The organism is Larkinella punicea (genome assembly GCF_003334855.1).
Taxonomy (GTDB): domain Bacteria; phylum Bacteroidota; class Bacteroidia; order Cytophagales; family Spirosomataceae; genus Larkinella; species Larkinella punicea.
This window is the reverse complement of the sequence record NZ_QOWE01000018.1, coordinates 76944-95816: the sequence shown is the minus strand read 5'-3', so window position 1 is coordinate 95816 and position 18873 is coordinate 76944. Positions and strand designations below refer to the sequence as shown.

General features: G+C 52.1%; 12 protein-coding genes and 2 pseudogenes. 9 read left to right on the top strand and 5 right to left on the bottom strand.

The window, feature by feature from the left end:
- Positions 1–9: 9 nt before the first annotated feature.
- Complete coding sequence (locus DUE52_RS21015; RefSeq protein WP_114408019.1) at positions 10–1983, bottom strand: sensor histidine kinase; 1974 nt, start codon at positions 1981–1983, stop codon at positions 10–12.
- Positions 1984–2236: 253 nt separating this feature from the next.
- Between DUE52_RS21015 and DUE52_RS21010 the strand changes: the two genes are divergently transcribed.
- The 4 genes and pseudogenes from DUE52_RS21010 to DUE52_RS33110 all read left to right on the top strand — a co-directional run.
- The gene (locus tag DUE52_RS21010; protein WP_114408018.1) at positions 2237–2698 is read left to right on the top strand and encodes a hypothetical protein; all 462 of its coding nucleotides are present in this window, start codon (positions 2237–2239) and stop codon (positions 2696–2698) included.
- Between the two features lie 17 nt (positions 2699–2715).
- A complete protein-coding gene (locus DUE52_RS21005) occupies positions 2716–3642 on the top strand; it encodes a hypothetical protein (RefSeq protein WP_133299892.1) in 927 nt (308 codons plus the stop codon).
- A 55-nt stretch (positions 3643–3697) separates the two neighbouring features.
- Positions 3698–4828 (top strand): caspase family protein, encoded by a 1131-nt coding sequence (locus DUE52_RS21000; RefSeq protein ID WP_374755915.1) that lies wholly within the window; start codon positions 3698–3700, stop codon positions 4826–4828.
- A 559-nt stretch (positions 4829–5387) separates the two neighbouring features.
- Positions 5388–7175: pseudogene (locus DUE52_RS33110) on the top strand (leucine-rich repeat domain-containing protein); the annotation flags it as partial.
- Positions 7176–7240: 65 nt separating this feature from the next.
- On the opposite strand, the gene DUE52_RS32815 reads toward DUE52_RS33110, so the two are convergent.
- On the bottom strand, positions 7241–7462 hold the full coding sequence (locus DUE52_RS32815) for a hypothetical protein (protein WP_229312249.1): 222 nt from the start codon (positions 7460–7462) through the stop codon (positions 7241–7243).
- Positions 7463–7514: 52 nt separating this feature from the next.
- Between DUE52_RS32815 and DUE52_RS33105 the strand changes: the two are divergent.
- Positions 7515–8384, top strand: a pseudogene (locus DUE52_RS33105) (hypothetical protein); the annotation flags it as partial.
- A gap of 201 nt (positions 8385–8585) precedes the next feature.
- Positions 8586–10142, top strand: a complete 1557-nt coding sequence (locus DUE52_RS32810) for a putative Ig domain-containing protein (protein ID WP_229312248.1) — start codon at positions 8586–8588, stop codon at positions 10140–10142.
- A 71-nt stretch (positions 10143–10213) separates the two neighbouring features.
- On the opposite strand, the gene DUE52_RS20990 is transcribed toward DUE52_RS32810, so the two are convergent.
- The gene (locus tag DUE52_RS20990) at positions 10214–12112 is read right to left on the bottom strand and encodes an AAA domain-containing protein (RefSeq protein ID WP_114408014.1); all 1899 of its coding nucleotides are present in this window, start codon (positions 12110–12112) and stop codon (positions 10214–10216) included.
- A gap of 117 nt (positions 12113–12229) precedes the next feature.
- Here DUE52_RS20990 and DUE52_RS20985 point away from each other — a divergent pair, with 117 nt between their 5' ends.
- Genes DUE52_RS20985 through DUE52_RS20975 form a run of 3 tightly spaced genes read left to right on the top strand, consistent with a single transcriptional unit; the run spans position 12230 to position 15605 of the window.
- Positions 12230–13498 (top strand): Nramp family divalent metal transporter, encoded by a 1269-nt coding sequence (locus tag DUE52_RS20985; protein WP_229312247.1) that lies wholly within the window; start codon positions 12230–12232, stop codon positions 13496–13498.
- 5 nt (positions 13499–13503) lie between these two features.
- Positions 13504–14520, top strand: coding sequence for an NAD-dependent epimerase/dehydratase family protein (locus tag DUE52_RS20980; protein WP_114408013.1), 1017 nt, complete (start codon positions 13504–13506; stop codon positions 14518–14520).
- A gap of 11 nt (positions 14521–14531) precedes the next feature.
- A complete protein-coding gene (locus DUE52_RS20975) occupies positions 14532–15605 on the top strand; it encodes a dihydrodipicolinate synthase family protein (RefSeq protein ID WP_114408012.1) in 1074 nt (357 codons plus the stop codon).
- A gap of 45 nt (positions 15606–15650) precedes the next feature.
- Here DUE52_RS20975 and DUE52_RS20970 read toward each other — a convergent pair whose 3' ends face one another.
- Both DUE52_RS20970 and DUE52_RS20965 read right to left on the bottom strand, forming a co-directional pair.
- Positions 15651–16433 carry a DUF4249 domain-containing protein gene (locus DUE52_RS20970; protein WP_114408011.1) on the bottom strand — a complete coding sequence of 261 codons (783 nt, stop codon included), beginning with the start codon at positions 16431–16433 and terminating at the stop codon, positions 15651–15653.
- A 35-nt stretch (positions 16434–16468) separates the two neighbouring features.
- Positions 16469–18850, bottom strand: a complete 2382-nt coding sequence (locus tag DUE52_RS20965) for a TonB-dependent receptor (protein ID WP_114408010.1) — start codon at positions 18848–18850, stop codon at positions 16469–16471.
- Between the last annotated feature and the right edge of the window lie 23 nt (positions 18851–18873).

Here is an 18873-nt window from a genome sequence, read left to right as displayed (position 1 = left end):
CAGGGCGACTCAACGAGCCGGACTTACCAACGGCTCGTTGAGTTGTTGATGGATGGGCGGTTTTGGTAGATTGATCTCGATCAGTGGGATCCGAATCTGAACCCAGGTGCCTCCGCCGTCCGGCAGGTTCGAGACGTTGATGGTGCCGCTCATCAATCCCGCCCGTTCGTTGATGCTTCGCAGTCCTTTTCCCTGCGGAAACTGGTCAGGATCGAAGCCCAAACCGTCGTCGCGGACGCTCAGTTTCAGGAACTTCCGGTTTTCGTCGACCATAAACCGGATGGTGGCTTCACTGGCCTGGGCGTGTTTCAGAATGTTGGTGACCAGTTCGAGGCAAACGCAGTAGAGATGAAACTTGGCAATCCGGTTCAGTTGCTCTTCCATACCACTCAACTGGAGGACAAAGCTGGTTTTGCCGGCCCGGTTCAGGCTGTTGGTCAGTTGTTGGAGGCTGCTGCCCAGCCCGCGTTCGTCGAGTTCGTCGGGCCAGAAATTATGAGCGATCAGCCGGATGCCGTCGTAGGCGTCCTGTACGGATTGCAACAGCGAATGTAGGGCCGAACGGTCGATAATCGGCTGTTTATCAGGGTTATTGAGTTCGCTCAGGCGGGTGCGGATGCTAAACAGGACGCTGCCCAACTGGTCGTGTAATTCGTCGGCCACCCGGCGCCGTTCCTGAATCTGTCCGGCAATGAGGGCTTCTTCCATTTCTATTTTTTTGCGAATCTCCTGTTCGTAAGCGGCCAGTTCGGCGATTTCGCGTTGGCGTTTCATCTGCCGGACCGACCGTCGTTCATTCCGGATGTAGTCGGCCAGCCCCACCGACATGAACGTAAATTCCAGCAGCGAACCAATGTTCTGGGAATAGTGAATCAGAAGACCGGTTCCGGGAATGATGCCGACCCGGTTGAGCACAAAGAGCGCAAAACCGAGGGAGTAACACATGGAAGCAATGACATAAAATTTCGAGGATGTCTGCCCTTGCCGCCACGTCAGCACCCCCGCCACAAACATGCCGATGACCAGCGGACAGGAACTCATCAGGGCCACAAACTGGAGTGACAACGGCAGCAATTCGAGCAGATTGATCCCGACCAGGATCACGCTCAGGCCGCACAGAATCCAGAGGGTATAATACAGGCGGGGAATCGTTTGCCGCAGGTTCAGCGCCCGGGAATAAAAAATGATGAACGTAAAGAACACACCCAGCGAAAACAGCCCCAGCCCGTGTTCGGCCAGCCAGGTCGAGCTGGGCCAGAGGTAGCGGATGCCGATGTTACTCCCCCGGCAGGCTTCGTAAAAGAGGTAGGAAAGCAGGTAAAACGCCAGGTAGAGATAGCTCACAATCCGGGTAAAGAGCCAGATGACGAGGTGGTACAGCAGCATCAGACACAGCGTTCCCCAGTAAAAGCCCCACAGCAGGGTGGCCACCTGGGCATGGGCCTGAAACCCCTTTTCTTCCCAGATGATGAGCGGGAAGTAGCTGTGAAGCTGGCGGTTATCGATGTGGACATAAACGGTATAGGGTTCTCCGGGTCGGAGTGGCAGGGGAAAGACGTAGGTGTTTGACGAAATTGGCCGGCTGTTGCGCCCCAGGGCATCGCCCGCCCGGAAGCGGGTTATTTTGCCGTTGCGGTCGATTAGGTAGAGATCGATTTCCCTGATGTTACCAAAGCCGACTTCGAACAGGTAGCGGCTTTCCGGCCGAACGTCCTGATTCAAAAGTTGAAAGCGGAACCAGTAGCTGCTGTTGGCAAAAACCAGGTTGGGGGTTTCCTGCAAACTGGGTTGAAAAAGGCGGGCCAGTGCTGGTTTGCGTACATCGTTGATTGTCAGATGATCCAGCGTGTCGGCCAGAAAATCCACCCGCCTTCCCAGGCTGTATTTCGGTTGCGATGCCGAGAGCAGAACCGGAAGGCTGGCGTAGACGTCTGCCGCACGGATGCCGAGGAACAGGAGGAGCAGGAAGAACCGGAAAGGCATACGATCAGGCTGAAAAGAGGATTCTACGTCTTTGAATGCCAGAAGTTTACGCAGAATTACCCATTCACTCCAACTAAATGGTGTAAAATCATGGCAGGCTTGAGTACAAATAGCAGAAAGTGGGTATTTTTTGAAAGGAAGCTTTTCCCGTAGTTGAAAAAAAATTAAAGAAGCCGATAACCTTGAAACCGTAGACAGAATAGATGGTCAAACGCTTCGGACGGGGCGGAAAACCATAAACTATTTTTCTGTTATGAAATCACTTGTCGCCTTTCGCAATCGGACCGGAATTACGGTCGCCTGTGTCGTTGGTCTGCTTACATTGTTCTCCTGCAACACGACGAGAGAACCGGTTTACCAGGGCAGTTATCAGGAAGCCAATGCGTTCGTCGGCCAGTATGCCGGTCTGCTCATGAACCAGTATTACCCGAACACGGGCCGCGATTACCAGGGCATCACCAACCAGTGGAATTACGACCCGGATACCCGTCGATACACCATCGACATGACCTCGACCTGGGTGGGGCGAGGGTGCTGGATTTGCGATGAGTGCCAGGTGGAAGCCCGGGGTTATCTCTACGTCAACGACGATGGCACCCAGCCCCAGTTTAGAATGGAACGCGTGAACGACTGTGCGCTGGGCCACGATTTGCAGGGGTTGATGATTGGCACGCTGATCAACGTGGCGGCTGATGAATTGAGCAAAGGGAATTGATGGAAACGCCACTGTATATGTACAAAACAATCGGTTTTCTCCTGCTCGTCCTGGTGCTGACGGGTACGGAAAACGTCGCAGCCCAATCACCGGACAGCTATTTTGTGGCTAAAACCGTATCGGTTCCGGGTAATCTGAAACAGCCTTTGAGAACCGGTATTCAGGTTGGATTTGATGATTATGTTTATATCGAAGCCCTGGGGAAAATCCGGGTGGGCCTGTTTTATGGGTCGGCCTATCCGGTTGGTCTTCCCAAGAGTTTCGATAACTTTTTCAATAAGCGTCGGTCTGTATTGCACGGGGCGCTGATGTGGCAAATTGGGCCGGAAAGCGGGAGTTGCCGGAAGATGTTCCGCAGCTATGATGAAACGGTTAAAAATATTTTTATGGTATCGGAAGACCGGATGATCAAAGAGGACGGTCCCAATTACGTCGCGGGCGATTACTTCCTGAGCAAGTCGACCGGCGAATTGATGCTGGATATCAACGACAACGATGTCGACAACAACAGCGAACAGTATCAGGTGCGTATTTTTGTGCTGAAGCAGTATTACCACGTCAACCGCAACCAGTTCAACCACTGTCCGCTGAAGGAGCCCGGCGATGGTGAGCACGACCGGCAAGGCAATGGGTGGATCCGCGAATGGCCCAACTCCTGGGTCTACCACGGTTTCAATAACTCCTACCGGGGCACCGGCAAGTATTCCGGATGCCAGTGCGTTTATGACCGGGGAACGCTGTTGAGGGGCACCGCGACCGATACCGGCAATGACCAGGGATCGTTTGATTTTGGGTTCTGGCTCGGCAATGGCGATGCCGATAACATGGAAGCCCGGCACCTGCACCTGATCCTGGACGTGCTGCCGCACGATTTGTGGGTAAAGCGCTATGGAGGCAACAACAAAAAGATGCGGTATTCACCTCCACAGGTTTTCGTGAAATAGTATCTTGCGAAAATCGGACGATGCTCAAGATTCAATTACCATTCCTTTTCAGAAAATGATACGTGCTTTTGTACTGTCTTTGGTGGTTATATTCATTTGTTGTGGCCACATCAATGCTCAGAAACCAGTTGTGATCAGGGGAGCTGTTTATAGTTATTCAGAGAATATACGGATTCCGAAAATTAGTATAGTCTGGAGGGGGACGACCATTGGAACACAGACCAATAGTGACGGGGAATTTAGTCTTCATATTGATGCTATAGATGAATATGGACAGCCAAAATATGGTTCGAACCCCGTTGAAATTATGTTTACATCGCTGGGATACAGTAATTATACGTACAAATGCGTAGGATTAAGGCAAGGAGATACACTAACACTAGCAATTTTTCTGGATAAAAAATCGGCATTCAGAAATAGATCCTATGCAAAAAAAATCGAGACTCCACCTATCCGGAATGAAAATCGGGTCACGCCGGTTTTAACATCTTCTGTTTCAAAAAGCCGCTATGCGTTTATCGTCGGGAATTCCGGTTATTTGGAAGGTCGTGGGCTGGAAGGGCGTCCGCTCAACGATGCCCGCGATATTGCCGAACGGCTTCAGTCATTGGGGTTTACGGTGACACGCCATGAAGATCTGGCGGATAAACAAAGTTTCGAAAAGGCGTTTCAGCAATTTAACCGGACAGCTAAAGGTGCGGATGCGGCCCTGTTTTTTTATGCGGGCCACGGAATTGAGGTCGCCGGCGAAAACTACATGATCCCGACTGGTGCCAAACTGGAGCAAAAAGAGGATGTGCGTTACGAAGCGTTTCCGGTCAGCCGGGTACTCGATGAGTTTCGGGAACTGGGTGCCAAAAACAGCATTGTTTTGCTGGATGCCTGTCGCGAAAATCCATTCCGAAGCTGGAGTAGGGGCGAGGTAGACCGGGGTTTTAAAACCATCGATCTGGCTCAGGCCCGGATCGATAATTTGTTTATTGGTTATGCGACAGCACCGGGTAGTGTGGCTCAAAACGGTACGGGGCGTAATGGAACCTTTACGATGGCTCTGCTGAAGTTTCTGCGAAAAGGCGAGCGGTTTGATGATATTTTTCAGGACACAACCAATGAAGTAATGAACCGCACGGGCAACGCACAACGCCCTTTTCAAACCTCGAGTTTGCGGACGAAACTGATTTTTTAATTTCCCTTTTTCGGTTGAAAAATAACGCTTTGATTACGGGTGTATGTCAAACCAATTTTGTATATTTGTACAAGTAGAAACGAACATACAGGTAATGCTTTATACGTTTCTATAGCGTTTTAAAACGATTATTTATTTCCCCTTTTCTCTGGCCAGATGTATTTTTCTTCACTCGTTTTCTCGCTGGCCATGAAGTGCCGGTATTCTCGTTTCCTGTTGGGGTTTGACAGCCCTTTTAAACGCATCGGCTACTCCTGATCTCACCTCGCCGATCAATTTCTCCCATCTTTCTTTTTAGAAGCAACTGGACGCGTATCCGTCGATTAGTGGACGTATAGACTCCATCGTACTGCTGCGTGTTGCCTCCATTGGCCTGAAAAGCCGATGGATAACGGACATTTTTGAGTAATAAACCCCAATTCCCACATAGTTTACTTTATTTATGAATCATTTTTACCCAACCGGAACGAATCGGCTACGCATGGCCGGAAACCCTCTCTTTTTGCGGAAAAACCGCCACTGGCTCAGCCGAACGGTTGTATGCTCCCGGTTTTTAGGAATGCTCATCGTTTTCGGGTTAGCGGCCTCTTCGCTGGCTTCCGGCGCCGATCCGCATCCCGATTATGCTCCGCTGGCCGATTTGTATAATGCGACCAATGGCTCGGGTTGGAAGAATTCTGATAAGTGGCTGACGGACAATAATCCGTGCGGGTGGTATGGAGTTTCCTGCACGAATAACCGGGTGACGGATATTTATTTGAGTGAGAATAAGTTAAGTGGTACACTTCCTGAAAGTCTGGGAAATCTGACCAGTTTGCAAAATCTTTTTTTACGTAAAAATGAGTTAAGTGGAAGTATTCCTAACAGTTTGGGAAACCTATCAAATTTGAAATATCTTTCCTTACAGGAAAATAAGTTGACTGGAGAAATCCCCGGCGACTTGAGTAAGCTTACCAATTTAGAAAACCTTGTTTTAAGCAATAATCAGTTAAGTGGTGAAATCCCCGGTAGTGTGGGTAATATGATCAATCTACAGTCTATAAACCTTTACTACAACCAATTGAGTGGGGAGATTCCTGCTAGTCTGGGTAATTTAAATAATCTTAAATACCTTACTTTGGATTACAATCAGTTGAGTGGAGAGATTCCTGCCAGTCTGGGGAATCTAGTCAATTTATTGTCAATTATGGTGAGTCGAAACAATTTGACTGGTACTATTCCTGCCAGTTTGGGTGGTATGACAAGCCTGCAAACGCTGAGTTTGGCTTTCAATAAATTGACGGGAGCGATACCGGGCAGTTTGGGGAACTTATCCAACTTGCAGGTAATGTATTTGAATAATAATGAGTTAAGCGGGGAGATTCCCGGTAACCTGGAAAGTTTAACCAAACTGAGCTATCTTTCTTTTGGCACCAATAAGTTGACGGGCATCATCCCCGGTAGCCTGGGAGATCTAACCAAGTTGCAAAGTCTTTATTTGTATGAAAATCAGTTAAGCGGTGAAATTCCGGCCAGTTTAGGAAATTTAACGAACCTGCAATACCTTTCTTTGGGCGCAAATAAGTTGACGGGTACCATTCCCGGCAGTTTGGGGAATCTAACCAGTCTGCAAGACCTTTCAATTGGTACCAACCAGCTAAGTGGATCAATTCCGACTAGTCTGGGAAATCTAACCAATCTACAGGGCATTAACTTCAACTTCAATCAATTGAGCGGGCCAATACCTGACAGTTTTGGGAACTTGATTAATCTGACTTCCCTTTCAATGATGGAGAATAAGCTGGAAGGCGCTATCCCCGGTAGTTTGGGGAACCTTGTCAATCTGCGGTTTTTAAGTTTGAGTACCAATAAATTGAGTGGTGAAATACCGGCTAGCCTGGGAAATCTAACCAAGGTTTGGTATTTAACGTTGGACTATAACGAGTTGAGTGGACCCATCCCAGGCAGTCTGGGGAATCTGGTAGCCCTGGAGCACCTTTCCTTGTCCCGCAATCAGTTAACCGGCTCGATTCCTGACAATTTTAGAAACCTGGCTAAACTGGATCAGTTTTACCTAACCCTAAATCAATTAACCGGATCGATTCCGGAATTTTTGGGAAGTTTAACCAATTTGCGATTTATCGGCCTGAATGTCAATCAATTAACCGGGTCTATTCCCGCTAGCCTTGGAAATTTAAATAAACTGGAAAATCTGGTTCTAAGTGACAATCAATTAACCGGGGTAATTCCATCAAGTTTGGGTAACTTGACCAATTTGCAATCCCTTCGTTTACAAAATAACCAATTGAGCGGACCCATTCCCGCCAATTTAGGGAATCTGTCAAAACTGGAATACCTTTGGCTATACAACAATCAACTAAGTGGCTGCTTTCCGGAATCTTTGCGAGTATTATGTGGCAAAGCCGTAAATTTCTACAATAACCCCGGCCTGCCCGGCAGAGGCAACTTTACGGCTTTCTGCAACAACGAACGGGGTAGCAACAGCATGTCGGCTCCCACGCTGGCACTGTCAGCCGGTATTTCCCAGCCGGTTCTCCAAAACACCCCTTCGGTTTCAATAACCGTCTCCGGCTGTGAGGGCGGCACCGTCAATTGGTCGGGACCGAACAATACCGCCGGGAGTGGATTCACCATTACCGTACCCACGTCAGCCACCGGCACGCGGGTTTATTCGGCTACCTGCACCGTGGGGAGTTGTGTTAGCCTGCCCGGAACGGCTTCGGTCGTGATCAGCTTACTGGCATCCGGTGCCGACCCACATCCCGATTATGCGCCCTTAGCCGATCTTTACAATTCCACCAACGGCTCCGGCTGGAAAAAATCTGATAAGTGGCTGACGGACAATAACCCATGTGGCTGGTATGGCGTCTCTTGTATTAATAACCGGGTGGGTGAAATCAAACTGGAAAACAACAATCTAGTAGGAACGATTCCTGCTAGCTTAGGAAATTTGACCAGCTTATGGCAACTTAGCCTGACTTCCAATCAGTTGAGCGGGGAGATTCCCAGTAGTTTCGGGAATCTTTCTAATCTGGCGTCTCTTAGCTTGTTCTTCAACCAGTTGACGGGATCAATCCCTGGTAGTTTGGCGAATTTGCCAAATTTAATTTCTATTGCTTTAAGTTTCAACCAATTAACTGGGGAAATTCCTGCCAGTTTGGGAAGTCTTACAAAGCTGATTTCGCTTTCCTTAAATGATAATAAGTTGAGTGGAGAAATTCCCAGTAGTTTAGGAAATCTGACAAAACTGACCGGTCTCGGGTTGTACAACAACAAACTGAGTGGACCAATCCCCAATAGTTTGGGAAATCTTGTCAATCTGCAAGCTTTGGCTTTATATAATAATGAGCTAACTGGCGAAATTCCTGATGAATTGGGAAATCTGATTAATCTCGATAGGTTTTATGCCGATCATAATAAGCTCAGTGGATCGATCCCGGAAAGCTTCGGTAATATGTCAAAACTAAGGCAGATTTTCTTGTATAATAATGAGTTAACGGGGCCTATTCCTAGTAGTCTGGGGAATCTGACTAAATTGGAATATCTTGAATTGTTCATGAATAAGTTAAGTGGAGAGATTCCCGCCAGTCTGGGGAATTTATCCCTGTTACAATACCTCAGGCTAAATGACAATAAATTAAGCGGCCCAATTCCAAATAGTCTAGGAGTTTTGTCTAATTTGAAAGACCTCAGTTTAGCTAGCAATCAGTTGACAGGTTGTTTTCCGGAAGCCCTCAGAAAGCTTTGTAGCAAAAGCGTGCAATTCTGGAACAACCCCGGCCTGCCCGGAGGAGGCAACTTTACGGCTTTCTGCAACAACGAACCGGGAAGCAACAGCATGTCAGCTCCCACGCTGGCACTGTCAGCCGGTATTTCCCAGCCGGTTCTCCAAAACACCCCTTCGGTTTCAATAACCGTCTCCGGCTGTGAGGGCGGCACCGTCAATTGGGCAGGGTCGAACAATACGAAAGGAACGGGAGCGGCAATTCCGGTTTCTACCGCTGCCGTGGGGACATGGGTTTACTCGGCAACCTGCACCGTTGGCAGTTGTGTCAGTCCCCCCGGAACCGCTTCGGTGGTGATCAGTGCGCCCACCACCACCGGCAGTTTCGACGGTTTTGTCTACGGTGTGGACTGCGAAACCTTCCGGGGCTGGGCCTGGAATCGCGATAAAGTCAACACCGTTATTTCAGTAGACATTCTCGACGGAGCCACTGTCATTGCCACACTCCCGGCGGGTGATTTTCGGCAGGATTTGCTCAACGCGGGCAAGGGCAACGGCAAACATGCCTTTAGTCTTGCCATTCCTGCCAGCCTGAAAGACGGTCGTCCGCATCTGCTCACGGCACGGGTAGCGGGCAGCAGTTTCATGCTGAAAAATCCGCCCAAAGCACTGACTTGTCAGGGAAGCGGGGAACCAATCAATCTACCACCCGTTGCGCCCACGACAACACCTTTATCCGCCACTATTGGAACGGCATTCAGCGTCACGCTACCGGTTTTTACCGATCCTGAAAATCAATCGCTGACCTATTCGCTGAGCGGTTTGCCTTCCGGGCTGAGTTTTACGGTCAGCAACCGCCAGATCAGCGGCACGGCGGCCACGGGAGCTGCCGGTACATATACATTGACGTATGCGGCCAGCGACGGAACGAATGCGACGCCGACCAGCGTGGTGCTGACGGTAGTGGCGGGATCGACGACGCCACCGCCGGTGGTGACGGGCAACTTCGAGGGCTATTTGTCGGTGGTGAATTGCCAGGAAATCCGGGGCTGGGTGTGGGACCGCAACAAGCCCAACACGCCGATGCTGGTGGAGTTTTTTGCCGACGGCATCTCAATCGGTACCATCGAAGCGAAGAACTACCGGCAGGATTTGAAAGATGCCCAGAAAGGCAACGGCGCCCACGGTTATGCATTTGCAACCCCGGCGCAGGTGAAAGACAACGTCAACCATCAAATCAGTGCCAAAGTCCAGAACAGCACCTATGTGTTGAAAGGCTCACCGATCAACTTGACCTGCGCGCCCTCCGGCGGTCGGTTGTCGGCGGAACGTGGGGACAATCTTCAGGCGGTTTTGCTGGGCAATCCAGTGTCGGATCAGGTGCGTGTCGAAATCCGGGGCGCCGAAGGCCAGCCGTTGCGGGTGCAACTGACGGATGTCAATGGCCGACTGCTGAATGAACGGCAGGTGGAAAAAGCGGCTGCGGTGGAACAACTGACCCTGCCGGTTTTGCATCCGATGCCGGGCCTGCTGTTTTTACAGGTTCAGAGCGGCTCCCGATCCGTAACCTTGAAAGTGTTGACGCAATAAATTCAAACAGCATCAAGTAAAAACCGCCCGGACACGTCATTCGGGCGGTTTTTGTTATTAGATTGAAAGATTTACAGCCATTCCCACGCACTCTGATACGCATCGAGTTTTTCGGAATACGCAATGAAGTCGGCATAAAACGGCAGACTCGCCAGCGTGGCGCTGTCGCCCACAATGACCAATTTCTTCCGCGCCCGCGTCATGGCGACGTTCATCCGGCGAATGTCGGCCAGAAAACCGATTTCGCCGTCGGCATTGCTCCGGGTCATGGAAATGTAGACAATATCGCGCTCCTGCCCCTGAAAACTATCGATGGTGTTGACCGCAATTCTGGCCAGATAAGGCTGTAAATCAGGGGCGTGTGCCAGTTGCTCGTTCAGAACGGCGAGCTGTTGTTTGTAGGGCGAGATGATCGCAATGCTCGGGAAGTTCTGCGGACTGTAAAACGGGCTCAGTTCGGCCACCAGTTGCGTTAAATGCTTCATCAGCAAAGTGGCTTCCTCCGGGTTGGTGGAGCTGGTACCTTCCAGTTTTTCGTCAAAACCGCAGCCCGCCGTGTCGATAAACCGCAGCGCGCTGTCGCCGGGAAACAGCGAATGAGCCGCCACCGACGCGTGTGCTTTGAGGAGATTGGCATAAAAAACCTGCGACGAATAGCCCATGATGTGCGCGTGCATCCGGTATTGCTCTTCCAGCACACTGACCGCTTCGGGATGCAGCGCCACGCATTTTTCGAGCAAAGTCGTGCTCAGGCCTTTTCGGGCGGCTTCGTTCGATTTGATCGTCGGCGACAACTGGCAGTGATCACCGGCCAGCACCACCTTTTGCGCTTTCAGGATCGGAATCCAGCAGGCGGGTTCCAGGGCCTGCCCGGCTTCGTCGATGACCACGGTATGGAACGTCAGATTCCGGATCATGTACTGGTTGGAACCAACGAGTGTGGCCGTAATCACCTGCGCTTTGGCCACCAGATCGTCGATGATGTACTGCTCCGTGTTTCCCACCTCCTTCATAATCCGGTGAGCCTCATCGAATAGCGCTTTCCGTTGATCGCGCTCGGCTTTGCCAAAATTCCGCTTGTACTTATGAGCCATGTTTTTAAACTCATTCGCCTGCTTTTTTAGCTTTTTGGCCTCTTTCATCAGGTGGTGTTCCGCCATTTTGTGGTCCAGCGTGAGCGCCATCAGCCGCTCCGAAACGCGCGCCGGATTGCCCACCCGCAGGACGTTCAGCCCCTGTTCGTGCAATTTTTCACTTAACAGATCGACCGCCGTGTTGCTGGGCGCAACCACCAGAATTTTCCGGTTATCCTGTTTCAACAGGGCTTTGATGGCCTGTACCAGCGTGGTGGTTTTGCCGGTTCCCGGAGGGCCGTGAACAATCGCCAGTTCGTTGGCGGCCCGGATTTTTTCAACCGCCCGGTTCTGGCTTTCATTCAGTTGCGGAATCGGCAGCGGAGGTAAATCGGTCTGGAAGGTGGGCGACGACTGGCCGGTCAGAATCTTCACCAGCCGGTGTTGCGGCCCTTCGCTCAGCGAATTCGCGAGCTTGAGCGCGTCCTGCATTTCGTCGTAGCTCTTGTCGTCGAAAAGCAGTTCAACGCCCAGTTTGCCATCCCGCGACCAGTCGGGCAGTTCGTCGGTCAGCAGGGTGATTTTGAGCCGATTGCCGCTCTGGTGAGAAACCGTTCCTTCGACCCGGTCGTTTTTCGGATCGTGGTTGCTGAAGAAAACGGCGGGCATGCCCGACCGGAACTGGTGCGAAACATCCAGGTGCGTGGTGCGTTCCACTTCCACCGTCAGGTAGTCGCCCCGGCTCATCTCGGAACCTCGAATGGCGATGGGATACCAGGTCAGGCCGTTGGCCCGGCGTTCGGCAACGGAGGTGCTTTCGGTCTGTCGGCGGTATTGATTGCGATCTTCTTCCCGTTCAATTTTTAAGACATCAAGAAGATTTTTAAAGTAATCCATTCCCAAAAGTAGTGGATATTCGGCCGGGCAAAAAGTTGGCTCCCGGTATTTTGACGCCAGATGAAGGATATTGGCGCAGGAAGTATATCTTCGAAAAACCTTGCTTTCCTGAAACGCATGCACCCCAAAACCGCTGATTCACCGAATGAAATGCCCACGCAACCGGGGCCGGGCCGCACGTCGCCCCGGACGCTAAAAGCCTGGCTGTCGTCGCTGGGTCCCAGTATCATCACAGCCGCGCTGGTTTTCGGCCCCAGCAAAATGACGATTACCTCGAAAATGGGGGCCGAATACGGGTATTCGCTGCTCTGGATCATTGTAATGGCCATCTTTTTCATGATCATTTTCACGGCCATGTCCGCCCGGATTGGTCTGGCAACGAACCAGTCCCTGCTGGCGACGATCCGGCAGAAGTGGGGCAATCCGGTGGCGGTTGCGGTGGGAATCGGGGTCTTTCTGGTAGCCACCTCGTTCCAGGCCGGCAACTCCGTCGGGGTCGGGATTTCCATCGCCGAAGCCACGCATACCCCGGTGAACGTCTGGATTGGTCTTTTCACGGTTTTGGGAATTAGTCTGCTTTTTTTGAAGTCGTTTTATAAAGTGCTCGAAAAGCTCATGATCATGCTGGTTGGTGTGATGCTGGTGGCTTTCATCGCCACGCTGACCTTTTCGGGGCCGGATTATGGCGAGGTCGTGACCGGTTTCGTACCGTCGCTGCCCGTGGGTTCGCTGGGGCTGGTCATCGCATTTACGGCCTCCTGTTTTTCGATTGTCGGCGCGTTTTACCAGTCGTATCTGGTGCAGGAGCGGGTGCGGGTTAATCCAAAAGTGCGGGATGAAAAGGTGGATACCGTCACCGGCATGACGCTGATGGGGTTGATGAGCGCGACGGTTTTGGTTTGTGCTGCGGCCGTGTTGCATCCGAAGGGCATCAAGGTGACCAGTGCCTCCGACATGGGAAAAGCGCTGGAGCCGATTTTTGGGCAATATGCCTCGGTGCTGTTTCTGATCGGTTTGTTCGGCGCTTCGTTTTCGTCGCTGGTCGGCAACGCCACCGTCGGCGGAACGCTCCTCGGTGATGCGCTGGGCTACGGCAGTCAGTTGGGTTCCAAACGGGTCAAATACCTGATTGCGCTGGTGATGGTTTTTGGGGCTTCGATCGCCATGATTTTCGGAAAGTTGCCGCTCGACCTGATCATTTTTGCCCAAAGCATTACCATCCTGGTGGTGCCTTTCATCGGGGTGGCGATGTATACGATTGCCAACGACCGCCGGATCATGGGCCGCTACGCCAATTCGACCGCCGTCAAAGTAGCCGGGGCGTTGGGCTTGCTGGTCATTTTCGGGCTGGCCTTGAGCAATGTCAACCAATTGTTTTTTAAGTAACAGACATGAACGATTTACACGCGTTGGAACAGGAACTGATCAGGCCCTCGACGGCTTTGGTTTCCGATTTACACGAACTGGATGGCGATATCCTCATTCTGGGGGTTGGTGGAAAAATGGGGCCGAGTCTGGCGCGGCTGGCCAGACAGGCCATCGAGCAGGCCGGTATTCAGAAACGCGTCATCGGTGTTTCCCGGTTTTCGGACCCGCAGCTCCAGGGCGAACTCGAAGCCGACGGCATCGAAACGATTTCGGCTGATTTACTCAACGAAAATGATCTGGCAGCTTTGCCGTCCGTGAAAAATGTGCTCTATCTGGCCGGAACCAAATTTGGCACCACCGGAAAGGAAGCCTTCACCTGGGCGATGAATGCGTATTTGCCCGGTCGGGTGGCGGAGAAATACCGCAACTCCCGGATTGTGGCGTTTTCCACCGGCAATGTCTACCCGTTTATGCCGGTGACGTCCGGGGGCGCAACGGAAGAAACCGCCCCCGAACCCGTTGGCGAATACGGACAATCGTGTCTGGGTCGCGAGCGGATTTTTCAGTATTTCGCGGAGAAAAACAACACGCCGACGCTGATTTACCGCCTGAATTACGCCATTGATCTCCGCTACGGCGTGTTGCTGGAAATTGCCAAATCCGTCATTGCCGAAAAACCGATCAACCTGGCGATGGGCAACGCCAATGTCATCTGGCAGGGCGACGCCAACGAAATTGCCCTCCGGTCGCTGCGGCATTGCGACGTGCCGGCCAAAATTCTCAACGTCACCGGCCCCGAAACCGTCTCGATTCAGTGGCTGGCGCAGGAGTATGGCAGAATGCTCGGCAAGGCCCCGGTTTTTGTCAATGAAGCCCAGCCAACGGCCTTGCTGAGTAATTCGTCGCAGGCCAATAAGCTGTTCGGCTACCCGCGCGTCACGCTGCGGCAGATGATGGAACTGACCGTCGCGTGGTTGCAGGGTGGCGGCACAACCTTGAACAAACCGACTCATTTTCAGGAGCGGGATGGCAAATTTTAACCCACAGCAACATGGCATTACGTTCTGATGTCCAGCAGTTATTGCACGCGGGTACGGTGATTCCGGCCCACCCCTTAGCCCTGAACGCGTCCCGGCAGTTTGACGAAAACCGGCAACGTGGTTTAACCCGTTACTATCTGGCGAGCGGAGCCGGTGGGGTGGCCGTCGGCGTTCACACCACCCAGTTCGAGATTCGCGACCCCCGAATCAATCTCTACGAAACGGTTTTAAAGGTAGCCGCCGAAGAAATCGGGCAGGCGCAACTGGATCGTCCGTTCATCAAAGTCGCCGGTATTGTTGGCCCTACCGAACAGGCACTGAAGGAAGCCGAACTCGCCCTGAAATACGGGTACGATCTGGGGTTGCTGAGCATGGGCGGTTTGCAAAACTGGACTGAAGCGGCCATTCTGGATCGGGTGCGGGCGGTGGCCGAAGTGATTCCGGTATTCGGTTTTTACTTGCAGCCATCGGTCGGTGGGCGCATTTTTAGCTACGATTTCTGGCACCAGTTTGCCGAAATTCCGAACATTCAGGCTATTAAGGTCGCCAGTTTCAACCGGTATCAGACCCTGGATGTGGTGCGGGCGGTTTGCCATTCCAGCCGCCGGGATGCGATTGCGTTGTATACCGGCAACGACGACAACATTGTGGCGGATTTACTGACGACGTACCGGTTTACGATCGACGGTAAATCCGTTGAAAAGCGGTTCGTGGGCGGTTTGCTGGGGCATTGGGCCGTATGGACGAAAAAAGCAGTCGAACTGCTGGACGAAATCAAAACCTGCCTCAACAACGGAAACGACGGGCTGGCGGAACTGCTGGCGCGCAACGTCGAAGTCACCGACAGCAACGCGGCTTTCTTCGATCCGGCCCACGGTTTCCACGGCTGCATTGCCGGAATTCACGAGGTGCTGCGTCGGCAGGGACTGCTCGAAGGGCGCTGGTGTCTGAATCCGGCGGAGGAGCTGTCGCCGGGGCAGATGGAAGAAATTGACCGGGTATACGCGGCTTATCCGCACCTGAACGATGACGATTTTGTGGCAACGATCAGTTCCGGACATTCCTCACTCCGAAGCATTCGTTGAGCAGTCGAACGAAAACCGCCGTTGAAAAAACAGGGCCGGGGCTTCCTATCGGATGACAACTGTCCGTTTTTGCGATGTGTAAGCACTGAAATGACCCAGGGCACCATCCGAAAGGTTTGTTTCGGGATTGGTCGGCGATGTGCCCTGGTTGATGTTATTGCCCTGAAGCTTCATTAAACCGTTGAAATAATCAAAAGCAGACTTCGGCAGGCATTGCATATCGACGGTAATGGTATCGCCCGGATGAATCTCTTCTGAATTCAGGATGGTTTGCCGAACCTGATTGCCATTGGTGAACACATCCGAGCGGGCAAAAACATCCGGGGCGGGTAGCCCGTTTCGGGACAAAGTCCAGCGATAGTAATTAGCGACGGCAGCGGGATCCTGATAAACCGCTACCATCTTCGTTTCGGTATCGAAGCGGGTCACCTCTTCATACGTTAACGAATCAAAATGAACCTTTTCGGGCATTGAGGTAGTGGCGGTATAGGTTTGGCCGTCGACCACCACGGTCAGGAAGTACTGATGGCCCGGAATGCCACGGATTTTCCGGATGGCATACACGCCGGGGGACGATTGGGTAAGTACTTCGCTCTGCTGGGTGGCGGCATCGCGGACGGAAACGGTTGCGTTCGTAACGGGCGGGAACTCATTTTTGAGTTGGAAATCGACCGCTGACGTGATCAGAATTTCGTTCCCTGTCGAGTCGTCGGTCAGTTTGCCTTCAATGACAAGCTGGTTGTCTACCGCCCTCAAATCCAGTTGAATGGTTTCGACACAGGCGGTCAGGCCGAGGGCTAGCAAAAGAAAGAGAGAAAAGGAGCGCATGAGCAAACGAAAAGGAAGACGGGAATCGTCGGCGATTAAAATTTGAAATTGTAGGTGATGTAAGGCATAAACTTGAACAGCGTTACGCGTTGTACCTGCGTGATCGTGGGATCGTCGGGGCTTTGTTCAAAATTGATCGCATACGGATTGGCCTGTCCATAGGCGTTGTAAAGACCAAATGCCAGATCCGATTCGAAGTGTCGGCGTTTCTTAAAGGTCACGGTGGCTCCCAGGTCCAGCCGATGGTAGGCGGGCATCCGGTAACCGTTCCGTTCGGTATAATTGAAAAAGACGGCCCCGTCGATGCGGTATTTCCCCGTCGGAAAACTTACGGCATTGCCCGTGTTGTAGACCCAGGTTCCTGATACGGTCCAGGTCGGGGATAGTTTGTAGATGCCAACGATCGAAATGTCATGCGTGCGATCCTGTTTGGCCGCATACCAGGAACCGTTGTTGATGCCTTCGATCTGTTTTTCTGTCCGCGACAGGGTGTAGCCAATCCAGCCGCTGAGGGCCCCGGTTTTTTTGCGGAACAAAAATTCGGCTCCGTAGGCCCGCCCTTTCCCGAAGAGTAACTGGGTTTCCAGGTTGTCACTGTACGTAAAATCGGCACCATTGCGGTAATCGATCTGGTTTTGCATGGTTTTGTAATACACCTCCGTGCTGAATTCGTAGGCATTGTCGTTCAGGTTCCTGACGACGCCGAGGGCCACCTGATCCGCGAGTTCGGGGCGGATGACGTTGCTGCTCTGCACCCAGCGGTCGTTGGGCGTCGACGCATTGGAGTTCGAGAGCAGATGCAGGTTCTGCACGTTTCGGGTATACGACGCTTTGACGGACAGATCCGGTCGGATCACATACGCCATCGACACGCGGGGTTCGGCATTCAGATACTGCTTCACGACTTCGCCACGGCCATACCGGAGGGTGTCGACGATGGTTTTGCTGGCATCCAGGGTGTAATAAGGGCTGCCACCCATAACCGAAAAAGCGGTCAGTCGCAGGCCATATTCAATCGTAAATGGATCGGCAGGTTGCCATTTATTGGTAAAAAAAAGGGCACTTTCGAAGGACGTCCGGGCAGGATCACGGGTGTTGTTGATGCTGGAGTTTTCGCCCGTAGCCGTTCGGGTGCGGGGGGTGATGGTATGGTGAATGATGTTGACGCCAAACCGCATCGAATTTTTCGGATTCGGAAAATAGCTAAATTCCTGTTTGAGATTGATGTCCTGAATGGACGACTTGAGATTGAACTGGTTGCTGCCGTTGTTGACCCCTACCTCATAATCATACTGGCTGTAAATCAGGGAGGTATTGCCAAATAGTTTCGCGTTGTAGAGGTGATTCCAGCGGAGGGTGCCGGTTGCGTTGCCCCAGTTGATGGCAAATAAATCGCCCAGTCCGAACTGGTCGCGTCCGAAATAACCGGAGAGGTAGATGCGGTCTTTGGGCGAAATCGTGTAGTTGAGTTTGGCGTTGAGGTCGTAGAAGTAGAGCGTATTTTTGTTCAGATCCGGATCGTTGGAAAGCTTCAGAAAGGCGTCGGCATAGGTTCGGCGGCCCGTCAGCAGAAAAGAACTTTTCCCCTTCTGAATGGGTCCTTCCAGTGCCAGCCGACTCGATATGAGGCCAATACCGCCACTGGCGTGGAAATCCTGGTTGTTGCCATCGTTCATCTTGACGTCCAGCACCGATGACAACCGCCCGCCATATTGTGCGGGCATTCCGCCTTTGTAGAGGGCCAGGTCTTTGATGGCATCGGCGTTGAAGGTGGAAAAGAAACCCAGCAGGTGTGAGGCATTGTAAACCGGGGCTTCGTCGAGTAGAATCAGGTTCTGATCGCTGTTACCCCCCCGCACGTTGAAACCACTGTTGCCCTCGCCTGCCGATTTGATACCGGGCAGCAACTGCAACACCTTGAGCGGGTCGCGTTCTCCCATCAACACCGGAATGTTTCGGATGTCCCTGACGGCCAGTCGTTCGATCCCCATCGTCGGGTTGGTGATGTTTTCGTTGGCCGTGGTGGTTTTAACGACGACTTCCTCAAGCATTTGCGACGATTCGGTGAGGACCAGGTCCAGTTTTCGGCTGGACGTCAACTCAACAACCACGACTTCATCGGCAAAACCCAGCAGGGATATCTGGAGCTGGTAGTGGCCCTGTGGCAGGGTAAGCGAATAAAAACCGTATTCATTGCTAACCGTTCCGGTTCCGGGCCGTTCTTTCACCCGAATGGTGGCACCAATCATCAGTTCACCTGATTGGGCGTCTTTAACCGACCCGCTGATGGTGAAATTTTGCTGGGCGCAGAGGTTCGTCAAAAAGCGGACTGATGGATCGAACGCTGCTGATGCCCTATCGGCCATGCCAATGAAGCAAAGAATAATCAGGCCCTTCAGAAAGAAACTGCGGCTCATCGTGTCTGGTGTTAAATCAGGAC

What these genes read in the sequence shown, in the direction of transcription:
- DUE52_RS21015 (WP_114408019.1), bottom strand. Translation starts at nt 1,983, where the DNA reads ATGCCTTTCCGGTTCTTCCTGCTCCTCCTGTTCCTCGGCATCCGTGCG.
- DUE52_RS21010 (WP_114408018.1), top strand. Translation starts at nt 2,237, where the DNA reads ATGAAATCACTTGTCGCCTTTCGCAATCGGACCGGAATTACGGTCGCC.
- DUE52_RS21005 (WP_133299892.1), top strand. Translation starts at nt 2,716, where the DNA reads ATGTACAAAACAATCGGTTTTCTCCTGCTCGTCCTGGTGCTGACGGGT.
- DUE52_RS21000 (WP_374755915.1), top strand. Translation starts at nt 3,698, where the DNA reads ATGATACGTGCTTTTGTACTGTCTTTGGTGGTTATATTCATTTGTTGT.
- DUE52_RS32815 (WP_229312249.1), bottom strand. Translation starts at nt 7,462, where the DNA reads ATGGTGAATCCACTCCCGGCGGTATTGTTCGGTCCCGACCAATTGACG.
- DUE52_RS20990 (WP_114408014.1), bottom strand. Translation starts at nt 12,112, where the DNA reads ATGGATTACTTTAAAAATCTTCTTGATGTCTTAAAAATTGAACGGGAA.
- DUE52_RS20985 (WP_229312247.1), top strand. Translation starts at nt 12,230, where the DNA reads ATGCACCCCAAAACCGCTGATTCACCGAATGAAATGCCCACGCAACCG.
- DUE52_RS20980 (WP_114408013.1), top strand. Translation starts at nt 13,504, where the DNA reads ATGAACGATTTACACGCGTTGGAACAGGAACTGATCAGGCCCTCGACG.
- DUE52_RS20975 (WP_114408012.1), top strand. Translation starts at nt 14,532, where the DNA reads ATGGCATTACGTTCTGATGTCCAGCAGTTATTGCACGCGGGTACGGTG.
- DUE52_RS20970 (WP_114408011.1), bottom strand. Translation starts at nt 16,433, where the DNA reads ATGCGCTCCTTTTCTCTCTTTCTTTTGCTAGCCCTCGGCCTGACCGCC.
- DUE52_RS20965 (WP_114408010.1), bottom strand. Translation starts at nt 18,850, where the DNA reads ATGAGCCGCAGTTTCTTTCTGAAGGGCCTGATTATTCTTTGCTTCATT.